15 protein-coding genes are annotated in these 15,164 nt (G+C 43.8%); 14 read left to right on the forward strand and 1 reads right to left on the reverse strand.

The genetic code is table 11. The features are described from left to right. Positions 1-202 precede the first annotated feature (202 nt). Together G573_RS0100385 and G573_RS0100390 are read left to right on the forward strand one after the other, a co-directional pair. Entirely contained in the window at positions 203-457 is a 255-nt protein-coding gene (locus tag G573_RS0100385) for a DUF896 family protein (protein ID WP_027974867.1), read from the forward strand. Positions 458-609: 152 nt separating this feature from the next. Then, complete coding sequence (locus G573_RS0100390) at positions 610-972, forward strand: PepSY domain-containing protein (RefSeq protein ID WP_027974868.1); 363 nt, start codon at positions 610-612, stop codon at positions 970-972. 140 nt (positions 973-1,112) lie between these two features. Here the strand turns inward: G573_RS0100390 and G573_RS0100395 are convergent, their stop codons facing one another. After that, positions 1,113-2,714: an LPXTG cell wall anchor domain-containing protein gene (locus G573_RS0100395; protein ID WP_027974869.1), complete on the reverse strand. Its 1,602-nt coding sequence runs from the start codon at positions 2,712-2,714 to the stop codon at positions 1,113-1,115. A 199-nt stretch (positions 2,715-2,913) separates the two neighbouring features. Here G573_RS0100395 and proB point away from each other — a divergent pair, with 199 nt between their 5' ends. The 12 genes from proB to trxB all read left to right on the forward strand — a co-directional run bounded on the left by proB (position 2,914) and on the right by trxB (position 15,109). Then, the gene (gene proB, locus G573_RS0100400; protein WP_027974870.1) at positions 2,914-3,729 is read left to right on the forward strand and encodes a glutamate 5-kinase; all 816 of its coding nucleotides are present in this window, start codon (positions 2,914-2,916) and stop codon (positions 3,727-3,729) included. Then, positions 3,729-4,979: a glutamate-5-semialdehyde dehydrogenase gene (locus G573_RS0100405; protein ID WP_027974871.1), complete on the forward strand. Its 1,251-nt coding sequence runs from the start codon at positions 3,729-3,731 to the stop codon at positions 4,977-4,979. The genes proB and G573_RS0100405 overlap by 1 nt, the downstream gene beginning before the upstream one ends. A gap of 241 nt (positions 4,980-5,220) precedes the next feature. Then, a complete protein-coding gene (gene rsmH / locus G573_RS0100410; protein ID WP_027974872.1) occupies positions 5,221-6,171 on the forward strand; it encodes a 16S rRNA (cytosine(1402)-N(4))-methyltransferase RsmH in 951 nt (316 codons plus the stop codon). Positions 6,172-6,180: 9 nt separating this feature from the next. Continuing rightward, positions 6,181-6,504 (forward strand): cell division protein FtsL, encoded by a 324-nt coding sequence (gene ftsL, locus G573_RS0100415; RefSeq protein WP_027974873.1) that lies wholly within the window; start codon positions 6,181-6,183, stop codon positions 6,502-6,504. Positions 6,505-6,507: 3 nt separating this feature from the next. Continuing rightward, the gene (gene pbp2x / locus G573_RS0100420; protein ID WP_027974874.1) at positions 6,508-8,757 is read left to right on the forward strand and encodes a penicillin-binding protein PBP2X; all 2,250 of its coding nucleotides are present in this window, start codon (positions 6,508-6,510) and stop codon (positions 8,755-8,757) included. Between the two features lies 1 nt (position 8,758). Continuing rightward, positions 8,759-9,778 (forward strand): phospho-N-acetylmuramoyl-pentapeptide-transferase, encoded by a 1,020-nt coding sequence (mraY, locus tag G573_RS0100425; RefSeq protein WP_027974875.1) that lies wholly within the window; start codon positions 8,759-8,761, stop codon positions 9,776-9,778. A 133-nt stretch (positions 9,779-9,911) separates the two neighbouring features. Next, positions 9,912-11,255 carry a DEAD/DEAH box helicase gene (locus G573_RS0100430; RefSeq protein ID WP_027974876.1) on the forward strand — a complete coding sequence of 448 codons (1,344 nt, stop codon included), beginning with the start codon at positions 9,912-9,914 and terminating at the stop codon, positions 11,253-11,255. A gap of 225 nt (positions 11,256-11,480) precedes the next feature. After that, entirely contained in the window at positions 11,481-12,296 is an 816-nt protein-coding gene (locus tag G573_RS0100435; RefSeq protein ID WP_027974877.1) for a transporter substrate-binding domain-containing protein, read from the forward strand. 15 nt (positions 12,297-12,311) lie between these two features. After that, positions 12,312-13,115, forward strand: coding sequence for an amino acid ABC transporter permease (locus G573_RS0100440; protein WP_027974878.1), 804 nt, complete (start codon positions 12,312-12,314; stop codon positions 13,113-13,115). Beyond that, positions 13,115-13,858 carry an amino acid ABC transporter ATP-binding protein gene (locus G573_RS0100445; RefSeq protein ID WP_027974879.1) on the forward strand — a complete coding sequence of 248 codons (744 nt, stop codon included), beginning with the start codon at positions 13,115-13,117 and terminating at the stop codon, positions 13,856-13,858. The genes G573_RS0100440 and G573_RS0100445 overlap by 1 nt, the downstream gene beginning before the upstream one ends. 49 nt (positions 13,859-13,907) lie before the next feature. Continuing rightward, the gene (locus tag G573_RS0100450) at positions 13,908-14,132 is read left to right on the forward strand and encodes a DUF4059 family protein (protein WP_027974880.1); all 225 of its coding nucleotides are present in this window, start codon (positions 13,908-13,910) and stop codon (positions 14,130-14,132) included. Positions 14,133-14,194: 62 nt separating this feature from the next. Beyond that, on the forward strand, positions 14,195-15,109 hold the full coding sequence (gene trxB, locus G573_RS0100455; protein ID WP_027974881.1) for a thioredoxin-disulfide reductase: 915 nt from the start codon (positions 14,195-14,197) through the stop codon (positions 15,107-15,109). Positions 15,110-15,164: the final 55 nt, after the last annotated feature.

Here is a 15,164-nt window from a genome sequence, read left to right on the forward strand (position 1 = left end):
TCTGCCTTATGCGCAAAGCGCATGGCGTCAGCCTCCTATTTTCTTCTCGCTTTCTTAACGCCCTTTGTATCTTAATAATTGAACACGGGCTAAAATCCTAGTAAAAAAGATAAACGTCCTTGTGTCTTAGCGACACAGCGTCCGTTTCCTATTTTTATACGGATTTCTTAACGCCCTTAGTATCTTAATAAAAGGGGGAAAAATGGAACAAGCAAAAATTAACCGGATTAACGAGCTTGCTCGCAAGAAAAAACGTGAAGGTTTAACGGGTGCTGAAAAAGTTGAGCAGGCACGGCTTCGTGAGGAGTATATTGAAGGCTACCGACGGAGCTTCCGCCATCATATTGAAGGGCTTAAAATTGTTGATGAACAGGGCAATGATATTACGCCTGAAAAGCTCAAGGAAATCCAGCGTCAAAAAGGTCTTCACGGCAGAAAGCCCGGAGATCACAGCTAAACATCAAAAAAAGACAGCAGTATGTGTACAAACTGCTGTCTTTTTATCTTTGCTTGTCAGCCTTGCATTTGTTATCAAAAAGGCACGGCAAGCATTTTTATTGACTGCTTACCAAGAGCTGGGATATAATCGAAAAATAGAAAGGACTTATTATGAAAAAAAGATTATTAGCCCTCGCACTGACTGTTTGTTCCGTTTCGCTGCTGGCAGCCTGTGATACTGATGATGATAATCAGCAAGCACAGACTAAAACAGAGCAGACAACCAATTCTCAAGCAGATCAATCGGACAGCTCTCAAACAAAAATTTCAGCGGACAAGGCCAAAGCTATTGCTCTTAAGGACGCCGGTTTCGCGGAAAAAGATGTTACCCTTTTAAGTGTTGAACAAGATACTGATGACGGTCTGGCAGAATTTGAAATTGAATTTACCAAAGACACAAGGGAGTACAGCTATACCATCAATGCTGATACCGGAGATATTATTTCCAAAGAATCAGAAAATGTCAATGACTAGATTTTTCTGGCTGTAAGGTAAAAAACGTGAACATTCCAGCTTGATTTTAAAAAGCTGAACAAACATATTAATAAAAGGATTGCCTCTTTGTATGCAGAGAGGCAATCCTTTTTTGTTTTTAGAAACAGTAAAAATAATATTTATCGGTTAAATCGGCGTTTGGCAAAGAAGCTGAGTCCTATAAGAGCTATGCCCACTCCTAAAGCGGCGGGCAGCAAGGAAGCTTTAGTGCCTGTCTGAGGAAGACGTTCCGCCGCCTCGTTTTGAGCAGTGGCTTGGGCTGTTTTGGGAGAATAGCCAGCTAAAGAAGGAGCAGGACTGATTGCTGCCGGGTCACTGTTTAGATCGGGTTTTGCTGCCTGCGGGCTGTTTGGTGCAGGATATTCTGCCGCGGGTGTGGGTTCACTCTTATCGGCATCCGGATTTTGAGGAGGAACAGGATTGCTGTCTTTTTCAGCAAGTGGCGGCTGAGGATCAGCCGGTGCGGCTTTTCTGGCAGCCGCAGAAGTCTTATAATGGAAGGTTGTATCTGGAAGAAACTTGACGGACTTGCCATTGTAGTAGAGCACCCAGTTGCCGTCAGCATCTTTTTGAGCAGAGAAACCTTCTTCATTAGCGCTGCCTCCTGCACCTCCAAAAATGAGTTCAGCATACCATGACTGTTCTTCGCCGCCCTGTCCGTCAGCAATACCAAGCCCCATAGCATCTCCGGAAGCAGAAAGAATACTGATAGCATGACCGAATGATTGCAGTCCGTCGTTTGGATCATTTAGAATATTAAAATAATCAGCAAACCAGTTAAGAGCCAGATAATAAGCAGTTGCTTGGTCTGAGGCGACCGTTTGCCCCTCAGCATTAGTTCGGCGAAGATTGTTATCCATGTGGCCGTTTTCTTCGTACCAAGTCATGCCCTGAGGGAAGGCTAACTTAGTATCGTGTTCCAGACCGTCCGATTCGGCTGCCTCTTCATCTGCCCGAGCCTGAGCGAAGTCCTGCATCACTTGATTGACCGGAGGAACAGGAAAGTCAATGCCATTAATCTGACGAAGTTCTGTTAAATAGCAATTGAGATGTTTAGCAATTTCTTCAGTGTTAGGCTGATAAGGCTGACTGGGGTCATTGACAGTGATGTATTCATCTCTTGTACCATTGTAAACAACGTCTGTGACCTTAGCAATTTTGCCCACCGATTCCAGCTCATCCTTAAAATTGACGCTGTCATAAACAGCTGTTGTATTTTCATCAGCACTGGTTTTTGGCTTATCAGCAGTAGATGTATTAGAGGCTGCTTGAGCTGAAGACTCTGCAGGCTGGGTACTTGACGGCTGCGTCTGAGCCGGCTGTGTTTCCTCTGCTGTATCGGCAGCAGAGGTATTTGCAGTACTTGTCTGCGGATTGCTTGCTGTCGAAGCTGTTTGTTCGGCTGTGCTTGTTTGAGGTGTTTCAGCTATATCTGCTGTCTGCGGCGCAGTTTCCTCTTGAGCAGAATGATTAACATCGGCAGGCGCTGCCGCTGTTGTCTCTGCTGGCTCAGCGGATGTGCTGCTTGTCTGTGTCAGTGTGCTGTCGGCTGCGAAAGACTGGCTTTCTGTCATCTGAGTGGTCTCTGCCACTGTTTGTGCCGGAACATCATCAGCTTGTACAGCTCCGGCTGTTCCCAAAGCAATAGCGGCAGCAGCTAAAATGGCACCGCAAAGTCCCAAGACCTTATTTTTACGTTTGCTAAAAATTTTCTTTTGCATGAATCTACCTTTCTTTTTAATGATTTTGGACAGTCGTACAATCAAAAATTAGCTTATCATTAGTTTGATAAAATTCAGCAAAAATCCGATTGCAATTAGATTACAATTTTTTGTGACTGTCTGAAAAATGGCAGCGAAAATCTTAAATATTCCCTTAATATCAGTGCACATTTAAGATTTTTATAGTATAATTTTTCTTATGAAACGGAATTTTGAAACGGTCAAACGTTTAGTCATTAAAATTGGAACGAGCTCGCTTGTTCTGCCAAATGGTAAAATTAATCTTGAAAAAATTGATCAGCTGGCCTTTGTCATTGCCAGTCTTATGAATAAGGGCAAGGAGGTTGTCCTGGTATCGTCTGGTGCTGTGGGTTTTGGTTTGGATGTTCTGGGACTAGCCAAGCGTCCGGCTGAAATTGCCCAGCAGCAAGCAGTTTCAAGTGTTGGTCAGGTGGCGATGATGAGCCTTTACTCACAGATTTTTTCGCACTATCAGACCAATGTCTCACAGATTTTGCTGACGCGCGATGTTATCGAGTATCCTGAAAGTCTTGCCAATGTAACTAATACCTTTGAAACCCTGTTATCTATGGGAATTGTGCCGATTGTCAATGAAAATGATGCGACCAGTGTTGATGAAATGGATCATGCCACTAAGTTTGGCGACAATGACCGCCTCTCGGCCGTCGTTGCTAAGATTACCAAAGCAGATTTGCTGGTTATGCTGTCAGACATTGACGGCCTCTATGACAAGAATCCGACGATTTATGAGGATGCCGTTTTGTATCAGCAGGTGTCAGAGATTACCGATGATATTCTAAAATCAGCAGGCGGCGCCGGCAGTAAATTCGGAACAGGCGGCATGATCAGCAAACTTCAAAGTGCTCAGATGGTATTTGACAGCAAAGGACAGATGATCCTCATGAACGGTGCCAATCCGCGTGATATTCTGCGCATGTTGGACGGTGCCAATCTGGGAACATGGTTTATCCAAAAAGGAAATGAGGTGGAGTGATGACCTACATTGATGAGTTAGGACGCAAAGCTAAAAAAGCCAGCCTTAGTCTGACTAAGCTGGGAACGGCGGAAAAAAATCAGATACTCAGACAGGCAGCTGAAAATCTGCTGGCTCAGACTGATTATATTTTGGCTGAAAATGCGCATGATATTGCCAATGCCAAAGAGCATGGCATTTCTGATATTATGGCAGACAGACTGCGTTTGGATGCTGAACGGATTGAAGGAATCGCTGAGGGCGTCCGTCAGGTGGCTGATCTTCAGGATCCAATCGGTCAGGTGGTTCGCGGCTATACCAATTTGAATGGTCTTAAAATCGTTCAAAAGCGTGTGCCCCTGGGTGTCATTGCCATGATTTTTGAAAGTCGGCCCAATGTTTCGGTGGATGCTTTCAGCTTGGCTTTTAAAACCAGCAATGCTATTATTTTGCGGGGCGGCCGTGATGCCATTAATTCCAACAAGGCCCTGGTCGGGGTGCTTCGCAAGACCTTATCTGATTTTGGAGCTGATGCTAATATTGTGCAGCTGGTTGAAGACACTAGCCATGCAGTGGCAGAAGAACTGATGCAGGCAGTGGATTATATTGATGTCTTGATTCCGCGCGGCAGTGCCCGTTTGATTCAGACAGTTAAAGAAAAATCCAAGGTGCCTTTCATTGAAACAGGTGTCGGCAATGTACACATTTACGTTGATAAGTCTGCCGATCTTGATATGGCAGTTAACATTGTAATCAATGCGAAGACCTCTCGCCCAAGTGTCTGCAATGCTGCTGAGTCTCTCATAGTTCATGAGAAAATAGCCGAGCAGTTTTTACCAAAACTGGAGGCTGCTGTTCAAAAAGTTCAGCCTGTTGAATTTCGTGCGGATCCATCAGCGCTGGCCTTTCTTCAAAATGCTAAACCGGCAAGCGAAAAAGACTATGGCACCGAGTTTTTAGACTATATCATGTCAGTTAAAACTGTGGGTACTCTTGATGAAGCCATCAGCTGGATAAATACTTACAGCAGCCACCACTCAGAATCCATCATTACCCGGGATCTCGTATCGGCTGAGCGTTTCCAAGATGAGGTGGACTCTGCAGCAGTCTATGTCAATGCCTCAACTCGCTTTACCGATGGTTTTGTTTTTGGTTTGGGGGCAGAAATCGGGATTTCAACTCAAAAAATACATGCCCGAGGCCCTATGGGATTGGAAGCTCTGACCAGTACCAAATTCTATATCAACGGACAGGGGCAAATCAGAGAATAGAGCTGCAAGGAGCTCACTGGCATCTGAATAGTAACGATTATAGGGATCGGACATGTTTGCCGATCCCTTTTGGTCTTATCAGAGCTTTCAGCTTAATGGCACTATCAAGTAAACAGCTGAGCAGGAAAGGACATGCTTTTTGACAGCAGATTAAAAGAAAGAGAAATTTCTTATGGAATTAAACAAATGAGCTTTCTCTTTTTGGTTTATTATAGAATAAAAGTGTGGTAAAATAAAACTTATGACTAATGATTTTCATCATATCACGGTGCTTTTGCATGAGGCCATTGACAGGCTTGACGTTAAGCCTGATGGCATCTATGTTGATGCTACGCTCGGCGGTGCGGGGCACAGTGAGTATTTGCTCTCAAAACTTAGCAAAAAGGGGCATCTGTATTGTTTTGATCAGGATCAAAACGCTATTGCTAATGCCCAAAAACGCCTGCAGCCGTATGTTGAAGCGGGTCAGGTTACTTTTATTAAGGATAACTTTCGCAATCTAAAGGAACGTCTGGCTGAGGAAAAAGTCTTTGAAATTGACGGCATTTGCTATGATCTAGGCGTATCAAGCCCTCAGCTGGATGAAAGAGAACGCGGTTTTTCTTATAAAAAGGATGCACCGCTTGACATGCGAATGAATCAAGAAGCTAAGCTGACGGCTTTTGATGTCGTAAATACCTATGATTATCATGATTTAGTGCGCATTTTCTTTAAGTATGGCGAGGATAAATTTTCCAAACAGATCGCGCGAAAAATTGAAAATGCCAGAAAAGAAAAGGCAATTGCCACGACCGGAGAGCTGGCAGAAATTATTAAGTCAGCCAAGCCTGCTAAGGAGCTTAAGAAAAAAGGGCATCCAGCAAAACAGATTTTTCAGGCCATCCGAATTGAAGTCAACGATGAACTGGGAGCTGCTGAGGAGTCTTTATCTCAGGCTATGGACTTGCTGGCAGTAGACGGGCGGATATCCGTGATTACCTTTCATTCCTTGGAGGACCGCCTGGTAAAGCAGCTGTTTAAAGAAGCGACAGTCGTTGATGTTCCTAAAGGTCTTCCTTTTATTCCCGATGACAGGCAGCCCAAGTTTTCTTTGGTCAGCCGCAAGCCGATTCTGCCCAGTCAGGCAGAGCTTGAGGCTAATAATCGTGCGCATTCTGCTAAATTGCGAGTCATTCAAAAAATTCGAAAATAGAGAAAAACCATGACAAATGAAAAACGCAGCGAAGCTATTTCGCAAGCCTTGCAAAAACGTATCAGAACCTTTACTAGATTGGAAAAGGCTTTTTATGGTGCCATCATCATTACGGCTATCACGCTGTCCATCAGCATTATTTACCTGCAGAGCCGAAGCCTGCAGATTCAGCAGGAAATCAGCCATTTAAACAGCCAGATTAATGACAAGGAAACAGAATACAACAATGCCAAGCAGGAGGTCAATGAGCTGAGCCGCTATGATCGGATCGCCGATATTGCCCAGAAGGCGGGCATGACTGTTCAAAAAGATAATATTAAGAAGGTGGACTAGCCTATGAAAAACTTTAAAAAGCGATTTTTAGACTATGTCATAGGTGATCGCAGGACACCTGAGAAAAACCGCGAGCGTGTCGGACAAAATTTAATGATTTTGTCTGTCTTTGTCTTTTTTGTTTTTATTATCAATTTTATTATCATTATCGGAACAGACAGAAAGTTCGGTGTGAACTTATCTAAGGGCGCATCATCTGTTTACCAGACAGTGCAAAAAGTTCAGGCTAAGCGCGGAACGATTTACGACCGTAACGGCAATCCTATTGCCGAAGACTCAACAACCTATAATGTCTATGCTGTTATTGATAAATCCTATGTGTCAACTGCCGGAGAGAAACTTTATGTGCAGCCTTATCAGTACAATAAGGTTGCGGATATTCTCAATCAGCATCTGGGCATGGATAAAAAATATGTTATTTCTCAGCTGGAGCAAAAAAAATTAACTCAGGTTTCTTTTGGGACCAAAGGGTCAAATATCACCTACAGCACGATGACAGCTGTGACCAAGGCGCTTGAGGATGCAAAGATTAAGGGAGTTGCTTTCACGACAAGTCCCGGCCGTATGTATCCAAACGGCACTTTTGCATCACAGTTCATCGGCTTAGCGCAGGTCAAAGAAAATAGGGACGGCAGCAAGAGCCTGGTTGGTGCAACAGGCATGGAAGCTGCTCTTGATAAGCTTTTGTCCGGGAAAGACGGACAAGTGACCTACGAAAAAGATAAAAACGGCAATACCTTGCTGGGGGCTGCGACAACTGTCAAAAAAGCAGTGGATGGAAAAGATGTCTATACGACCTTGTCTGCTCCCATCCAGACCTATTTGGAAACACAGATGGATACCTTCCAAAGCAAGGCCAAGGGTGTTCAGGCAAGTGCGACGCTTGTCAATGCTAAGACGGGAGAAATCTTAGCAACCTCACAGCGCCCTAGCTTTAATTCAGATACCAAGGAAGGATTGGATGCTAAGGGATTCACCTGGCAAAATACCCTTTATCAGACCAACTACGAGCCCGGCTCAACCATGAAAGTCATGCTGCTTGCAGCAGCTATTGACGAAGGTGTTTTCAATCCCAATGAGACCTATAACAATGCCAGTCTCTCTCTGGCTGATGCCACTATCAAAGACTGGGCTGTCAATGAAGGTATTTCTCAGGGAGGCTATCTGACTTTTGCTCAAGGTTTTGCCTATTCAAGTAATGTCGGAATGACCTTGCTGGAGCAAAAGATGGGCAATGATAAATGGCTTCGTTACCTCAGCGACTACCGCTTTGGCATGCCAACTCGTTTTGGTATGGGAAGTGAAGCCTCAGGACTGCTGCCATCTGATAATACGGTTACAATTGCCATGAGTGCTTTTGGTCAGGGTATCGGAGTGACGCAGACGCAAATGCTGAGGGCTTTTTCATCCGTATCAAACGATGGTGTGATGCTGGAGCCTCAATTCATCACAAAAATTTATGATCCTAAAACAGGAACCAGCCGGACAGCTAAAAAAGAAGTTGTCGGCAATCCTGTGTCAGCAGATGCGGCCAAGCAAACCCGGCAGTATATGGTGACTGTTGGAACAGATCCATACTACGGAACCCTTTATTCAAAAGATTTAGGGGGACCTGTCATCAAGGTCGGCAACCAATCTGTCGCTGTGAAATCCGGAACGGCTCAGATTGCTTCTGAAGATGGTTCAGGCTATCTGACCGGAGGCAATGATTATATCTATTCGGTTGTTGCCATGGTTCCGTCTGAAAATCCAGACTTTATGATGTATGTAACCCTGCAGCAGCCTGAAACATTCAGCATGAGTTTTTGGCAGGATGTTATTAATCCGGTGCTGGAAGAAGCAACACTCATGAAAGATACGCTGCTGTCACCGGTTGAGACACCTGAGGATCAGCAGACGAAGTATCACTTGCCAAAAGTTATTGGAAAAAGTCCGGGCAATACAGCCGACGAACTTCGTCAGAACCTCGTTCAGCCTATTGTCCTTGGAACAGGTAACAAAATCACCAAAACGTCTGTTGCGGCTGGTTCGAACTTAAAGGAAAATCAGCAGGTTCTAATGCTGACCAGTCACTTTGAAACCATGCCTGATATGTATGGCTGGACCAAAAAAAATGTTAAAAAATTCGAGGATTGGACGGGCATAAATGTGACGTTCAAAGGGAAAAAATCCGGAAAGGTCACCAAACAAAGCATCAGCGCAGGCAGTAAACTTAAAAACTTGAAAAAAATTAGAATAACTCTAGGAGACTAACATGTTAACCACTATGATCATTGCAGGAGCAGCGTCTTTTATCTTGACCGTTCTTGCTATGCCCTCTTTCATCCGATTTTATCAGCTGAAAAAAATTAATGGCCAGCAGATGCATGAGGATGTCAAGCAGCATTTGGCCAAAGCAGGTACCCCGACCATGGGAGGAACTGTCTTTTTGGCAGTTGCTGTTTTGGTGACTTTCGTATTTGCCTTTCTGGTTAATCTTGTGAAGGGACCGGCTTTTGGAGCAACGTTAGCTATCTTATTCATTATTTTAATTTATGGAACTGTCGGCTTTCTTGATGATTTTTTAAAGATTTTTAAGAAGATTAACGAAGGTTTGACTGCAGGACAGAAGATGGCCCTGCAGATCATTGGTGGTTTGGTTTTCTATTTTGTCCATGTCAGACCAAGCGGAGCAGATTCGTTAAATATTTTTGGCTTTCCTTTGCATCTGGGTATTTTTTACATGGCCTTTATTTTGTTTTGGATCGTCGGCTTTTCCAACGCTGTCAACCTGACAGACGGTATTGACGGCTTGGCTTCTGTTTCAGTTGTCATCAGCCTGACAGCCTATGGGATTATTGCCTATCAGCAACAGCAGTTTGATATTCTTCTCATTATTATTGTTATGATCGGTGCCTTGCTTGGTTTCTTTGTCTATAATCATAAACCGGCCAAGGTTTTCATGGGAGATGTCGGAAGCCTTGCTCTGGGAGCAATGTTGGCTGCTATTTCCATAGCTCTGCGGCAGGAATGGACCTTGCTGCTTATTGGAATTGTTTATGTTCTTGAAACAGCTTCAGTCATGCTGCAGGTTGCTTACTTTAAATACACAAAGAAAAAGTATGGCGAAGGCCGACGCATTTTCCGTATGACCCCCTTTCATCATCATCTGGAATTAGGAGGTCTGAGTCTGACCAAAGCAGGTGCTAAATGGAGCGAGTGGAAGGTTGATGCTTTTCTTTGGGCTCTGGGCATCTGCGGAAGCCTGTTGACGCTGGCTCTGCTGTATTTATAAGAAGATAAGGGTGCGGTATTTGCCGCATTTTTTAATGGATAAGGCAGGAGGCTTCTTTCCTGTCTTATTTTCTGCTATAATAATTGAGAATGCTCTTTAGAATATCAGGTTTATAAGAGCGTATGAGGTACCTATGACATTTACAGATTTTGCATTTAAAGATTACATCAACCGGGCCTTGGCAGCCCTGCATTTCGAAGAGCCGACAGAGGTGCAAAAGCGCCTGATTCCTCTTGTTTTATCCGGTCAGGATTTAGTCGGAGAATCAAAGACAGGCTCGGGAAAAACGCATACTTTTTTACTGCCTATTTTTGAAAAGCTGGATGAGAACCTTGATGCGGTTCAGGCTGTAATTACAGCACCCAGCCGAGAATTGGCCAGACAAATTTATGAAGCTGCCAAGCAGATTGCGGCTTTTTCCGATAAGGAAATTCGGCTTGCCAATTATGTTGGCGGGACGGATAAGCTGCGCCAGATTGAAAAATTAAAAGCTAATCAGCCGCAAATTGTAATCGGCACGCCGGGGCGTATCTATGATCTCGTTCAATCGGGCTATCTTGCTATTCATAAGGCAGGGACATTTGTTGTTGACGAAGCGGATATGACACTTGATATGGGCTTTTTAGATACGGTAGACAAGATTGCTGCTGCTCTGCCTAAAGATGTACAGATACTGGTCTTTTCAGCGACGATTCCGCAAAAACTGCAGCCTTTCTTAAAAAAATATCTGAGCAATCCGATTATGGAAAAAATCAAAAATAATACGGTTATTGCAGATACAATCAGTAACTGGCTGATTTCTACCAAGGGCCGCGATAAAAACAGCCAGATTTTGGAAATTGCTCAGCTGTTAAACCCTTATCTGGCGATTATTTTTGTCAATACCAAGGAGCGGGCAGACGAATTGCATGCCTATTTGACGGCCAATGGTCTGAAAGTTGCTAAAATTCATGGAGGTATCCCGCCGCGTGAACGTAAGCGCATTATGAATCAGGTGAAAAAGCTGCAATTTGAATACATTGTGGCAACAGACCTTGCTGCGCGGGGAATTGATATTGACGGGGTCAGCCATGTCATTAATGACGCTATTCCGCAGGATCTGTCTTTCTTTGTGCACCGTGTGGGGCGTACCGGCCGTATGGGGCTTTCGGGCACAGCTATTACTCTTTATCAGCCGAGCGATGATTCAGACATCAGAGAGCTTGAGAAAATGGGGATTGCCTTCACACCGAAAATTGTGAAAAACGGTGCTATTCAAGATACTTATGACCGTGACCGCCGCAGCAATCGTGAGAAAACTTATCAGAAACTGGATACTGAAATGATTGGTTTGGTGAAGAAGAAAAAGAAAAAAATTAAGCCGGGCTATAAAAAGAAAATTCAGTGGAAAGTGGACGAAAAACGCCGTAAAGCCCGTCGGTCAGAAGCTCGTGCTAAAGGACGGGCGGAACGCAAGGCCAAAAAACAAAGCTTTTAACAAACCAAAAGTTAGGGATAAAGTTTTAACGCCGGCAGGCTGATATGTTTCATGGCAAGAGGCTGGGACAGCATGCTCCAGCTTTTAATTTTAGATTTGGCTGATTTTTGCTGCGGCAGTGATAGAGAAAAATTATCACTGCGATAGAAAAAAACTATTATACAGGGTCTGCTTATCGTGATAGACTGAGGTATAAACTATATACCGATTTTGGGAGAGAATAATATGAAGATAAAAAAATTACTGGCTTTCTTTATTTTGCTTGCCGCAGTTTTGGCTTTGGCTCTGCCGGCTAAAGCAGCTGCCAAAGAGACAGTAACTGTAGCGACAGATTCAGATACGGCACCTTTCACCTACAAAAAGGATAAGCGCTTTGACGGCTATGATATTGCTTTAGTGAAAGCTATTTTTAAAGGATCCAAACAATACAAAGCTAAGTTTGAGACCGTAGCATTTTCATCCATTTTAACAGGGATAGATGCTGGGCGTTACCAGATGTCAGCCAATAATTTTAACTACAGTGAAGAAAGAGCAGAAAAATACCTCTTTTCAGATCCGGTTTCAAAATCTAACTATGCCATTGCCAGTAAGAAGGGCAACTATAAGGCTTTAGATGATCTGTCCGGCAAATCAGTGGAAGTTTATGCAGGCTCTAATTATGCTGCTATTCTTGAAAATTGGAACAAAGACCACTCAGATGAGAAAGCTATTGACATTCATTATGTCGCTAACACTGTTACCCTGACTCAGCGTCTTCAAAATGTTGAAGCAGGGAAGATTGATTTTCTGCTTTATGATGCCATTTCTCTTAAAACCATTATCAAAGATCAAGGGATGCAGTTGAAGGTTGCCAATGTCCAAGGAAAAGTCGGCGGTAAAAAAGACGGTCTGGAATACCTTCTTTTTGCTAAAGATGAGACCGGTCAAAAACTGCAAAAATTTGTCAATAAGCGCATCAAGGTGCTGCAAAAAGACGGAACATTGAAAAAGCTCAGCCGAAAATATTTTGGCGGTGATTATGTGTCTTCACTTCAGAAATAATAGAAAAGGAAAACGATGTTTAGTACATTTTTAACAATCAGCTGGTATGATAAATTTGTCACCAGCTTGCCCAGCGGCAAACTCTTTAGCTGGCGTGCTGTATTTGATGCTATCCCAGCTATATTAGAAAAGCTACCGACGACCCTGATTTTAACCCTGGGCGGCTCTGTCTTTGGTTTGGTTTTGGCTCTTCTGTTTGCCATTGTCAAAATTAATCGGGTTAAAATTCTCTACCCTATTCAGGCATTCTTTGTTTCTTTTTTGCGGGGAACACCTATCTTGGTTCAGCTCATGCTGACCTACTATGGGATTCCTCTATTGCTGAAAGCTCTTAATCAAAAGCTGGGAACCGATTTTAATATCAATGCTATTCCGGCATCTGTTTTTGCCATTACAGCCTTTGCCTTTAATGAAGCTGCCTACACCAGCGAAACCATTCGGGCAGCTATTCAGTCGGTCAATTCAGGAGAGATTGAGGCTGCCAAGAGTTTGGGAATGACGACTATTCAGATTTATCGCCGGGTCATTATCCCTAATGCTGCAGTCGTTGCGACACCGACCCTGATTAACACCTTAATCGGTTTGACCAAGGGAACCTCTCTGGCCTTTAATGCCGGTATTGTCGAAATGTTTGCTCAGGCTCAGATTCTGGGCGGCAGTGACTACCGTTATTTTGAACGTTTTATTTCGGTAGCGATTATTTATTGGGGAGTCAGCATTTTGATTGAACAGGCCGGACGGCTGATTGAAAAGAAAATGGAGATTTCCGCTCCTGATAACCTCGTGAAGGATCAAGCAGTGGAAGGAGGTGTGCGCTAGTGATTCGAATTTCCAATTTAACCAAAGAATTTTCCGGACAAAAAGTGCTGGATGGCCTTAATCTTGATATCGAAAAGGGAGAAGTTGTTGCTCTTGTCGGTGCATCCGGTGCAGGCAAGTCGACGTTTTTGCGCAGCATGAATTATTTGGAACAGCCTGATTCCGGAACGATTGAGATTGATGATTTTAAGGTGGATTTCACGACTATCAGTAAGGAAGACGTTTTGATTCTGCGCCGGAAATTGGCAATGGTTTTTCAGCAGTTTAACCTGTTTGAACGCCGGACAGCACTTGACAATGTCAAGGAAGGCCTTAAGATTGTTAAAAAATTATCAGACGAAGAAGCGACTAAGATTGCCAAGGAAGAATTGAGCAAGGTTGGTCTTTCTGATCGCGAAAATCACTATCCCCGCCATTTATCGGGCGGTCAAAAGCAGCGTGTGGCGCTGGCCCGGGCTCTTGCAATGAAGCCGGATGTGCTGCTCCTTGATGAACCTACATCTGCACTTGATCCCGAGCTTGTCGGCGAGGTTGAAAAATCTATTGCTGACGCTGCTAAAAGCGGCCAGACCATGGTTTTAGTCAGCCATGACATGAGTTTTGTCCGCCAAGTGGCAGATAAGGTGCTTTTCCTTGAAAAAGGCCACATTCTGGAAGAAGGAACACCGGATCAGCTCTTTAATCATCCAAAAGAAGAACGGACAAAAGAGTTTTTTGCCAGTTACAAAAAAACCTTTATTTGATATAATAAGAATACTCTTTACTTGGAGTATTTTTATTTAGGGTGGTAATATGTTAGCAGAGATTTTTAATTTATATGTACAAGGACTGCTTTTGTCTGCTTTAACAGTTGTTTTAGTCAGTGCCGGCTGGATTCTTTATCGTGCGGTCAGGAAAAAAGATAAGACGTCCAAAGAACGCCTGACGATTCTTTATGAAGCTCTTTTGATGGATTTAGTGACTATTCCCATCTTATCTTTTGCTTTTATGGCTATTATTTTGATGATCAAAGCATAACATTGGTAAATTTTGAAAATTTGATTTAGAATATAAGAACAAAAAAGCAAAGAAGGGAAACTATGTACGATACAATTATTATTGGTTCGGGCCCGGCAGGAATGACGGCAGCTCTTTATGCTGCCAGGAGCAATCTCAAGGTTGCTGTCTTGGAGCAGGGAGCACCGGGCGGCCAAATGAACAATACGTCTGATATTGAAAATTATCCCGGCTACGAAATGATTTCGGGACCGGAATTATCAATGAAGATGCATGAACCTCTTGAAAAATTTGGTGTTGAAAATCTTTACGGCATCGTTTCTGCGGTCGAAGACCACGGCGAATTTAAAAAAGTGCTCACCGAAGACGCCAGCTATGAAACGAAAACAGTTATTGTGGCTACAGGTGCCAAGCACCGTCCTCTGGAAGTAGCAGGGGAAGAAACTTATAACAGCCGAGGAGTTTCTTACTGTGCGGTCTGTGACGGAGCCTTTTTCCGCGGTCAGGACTTGCTGGTGGTCGGCGGCGGTGATTCTGCTGTTGAAGAAGCCCTTTTCCTAACCAGATTTGCCAATAAGGTGACCATTGTCCACCGACGTGATGAACTGCGTGCCCAAAAGGTCCTTCAAGACCGCGCTTTTGCCAATGACAAGGTCGACTTTATTTGGGATTCAGTTGTCAAGGAGATCAAAGGTAACGATGTCAAGGTTACCAGCGTGGATATTGAAAATGTCAAAACCGGTCAGGTGACCAACCATGAATTTGGCGGTGTCTTTATCTATGTCGGGCTTGATCCGGTTTCAAGCATGGTGGAAGGTCTGTCTATTACAGACGAAGCCGGCTGGATTCCGACAGATGAGCACATGAATACCAAGGCTGCGGGAATCTTTGCGGTCGGTGATGTCCGTCAAAAAGATTTGCGTCAGATTACCACTGCTGTTGGTGACGGAGCAACAGCTGCTCAGTCAGCTTATCAGTATATTGTCAACAATTTTTAAATTAAAGAAGCCGCTCCAGATTCTGATCTCAGCTTGGTCAGAGTCTGGAGCTGGT

It is taken from the genome of Streptococcus devriesei DSM 19639, assembly GCF_000423725.1.
GTDB lineage: Bacteria > Bacillota > Bacilli > Lactobacillales > Streptococcaceae > Streptococcus > Streptococcus devriesei.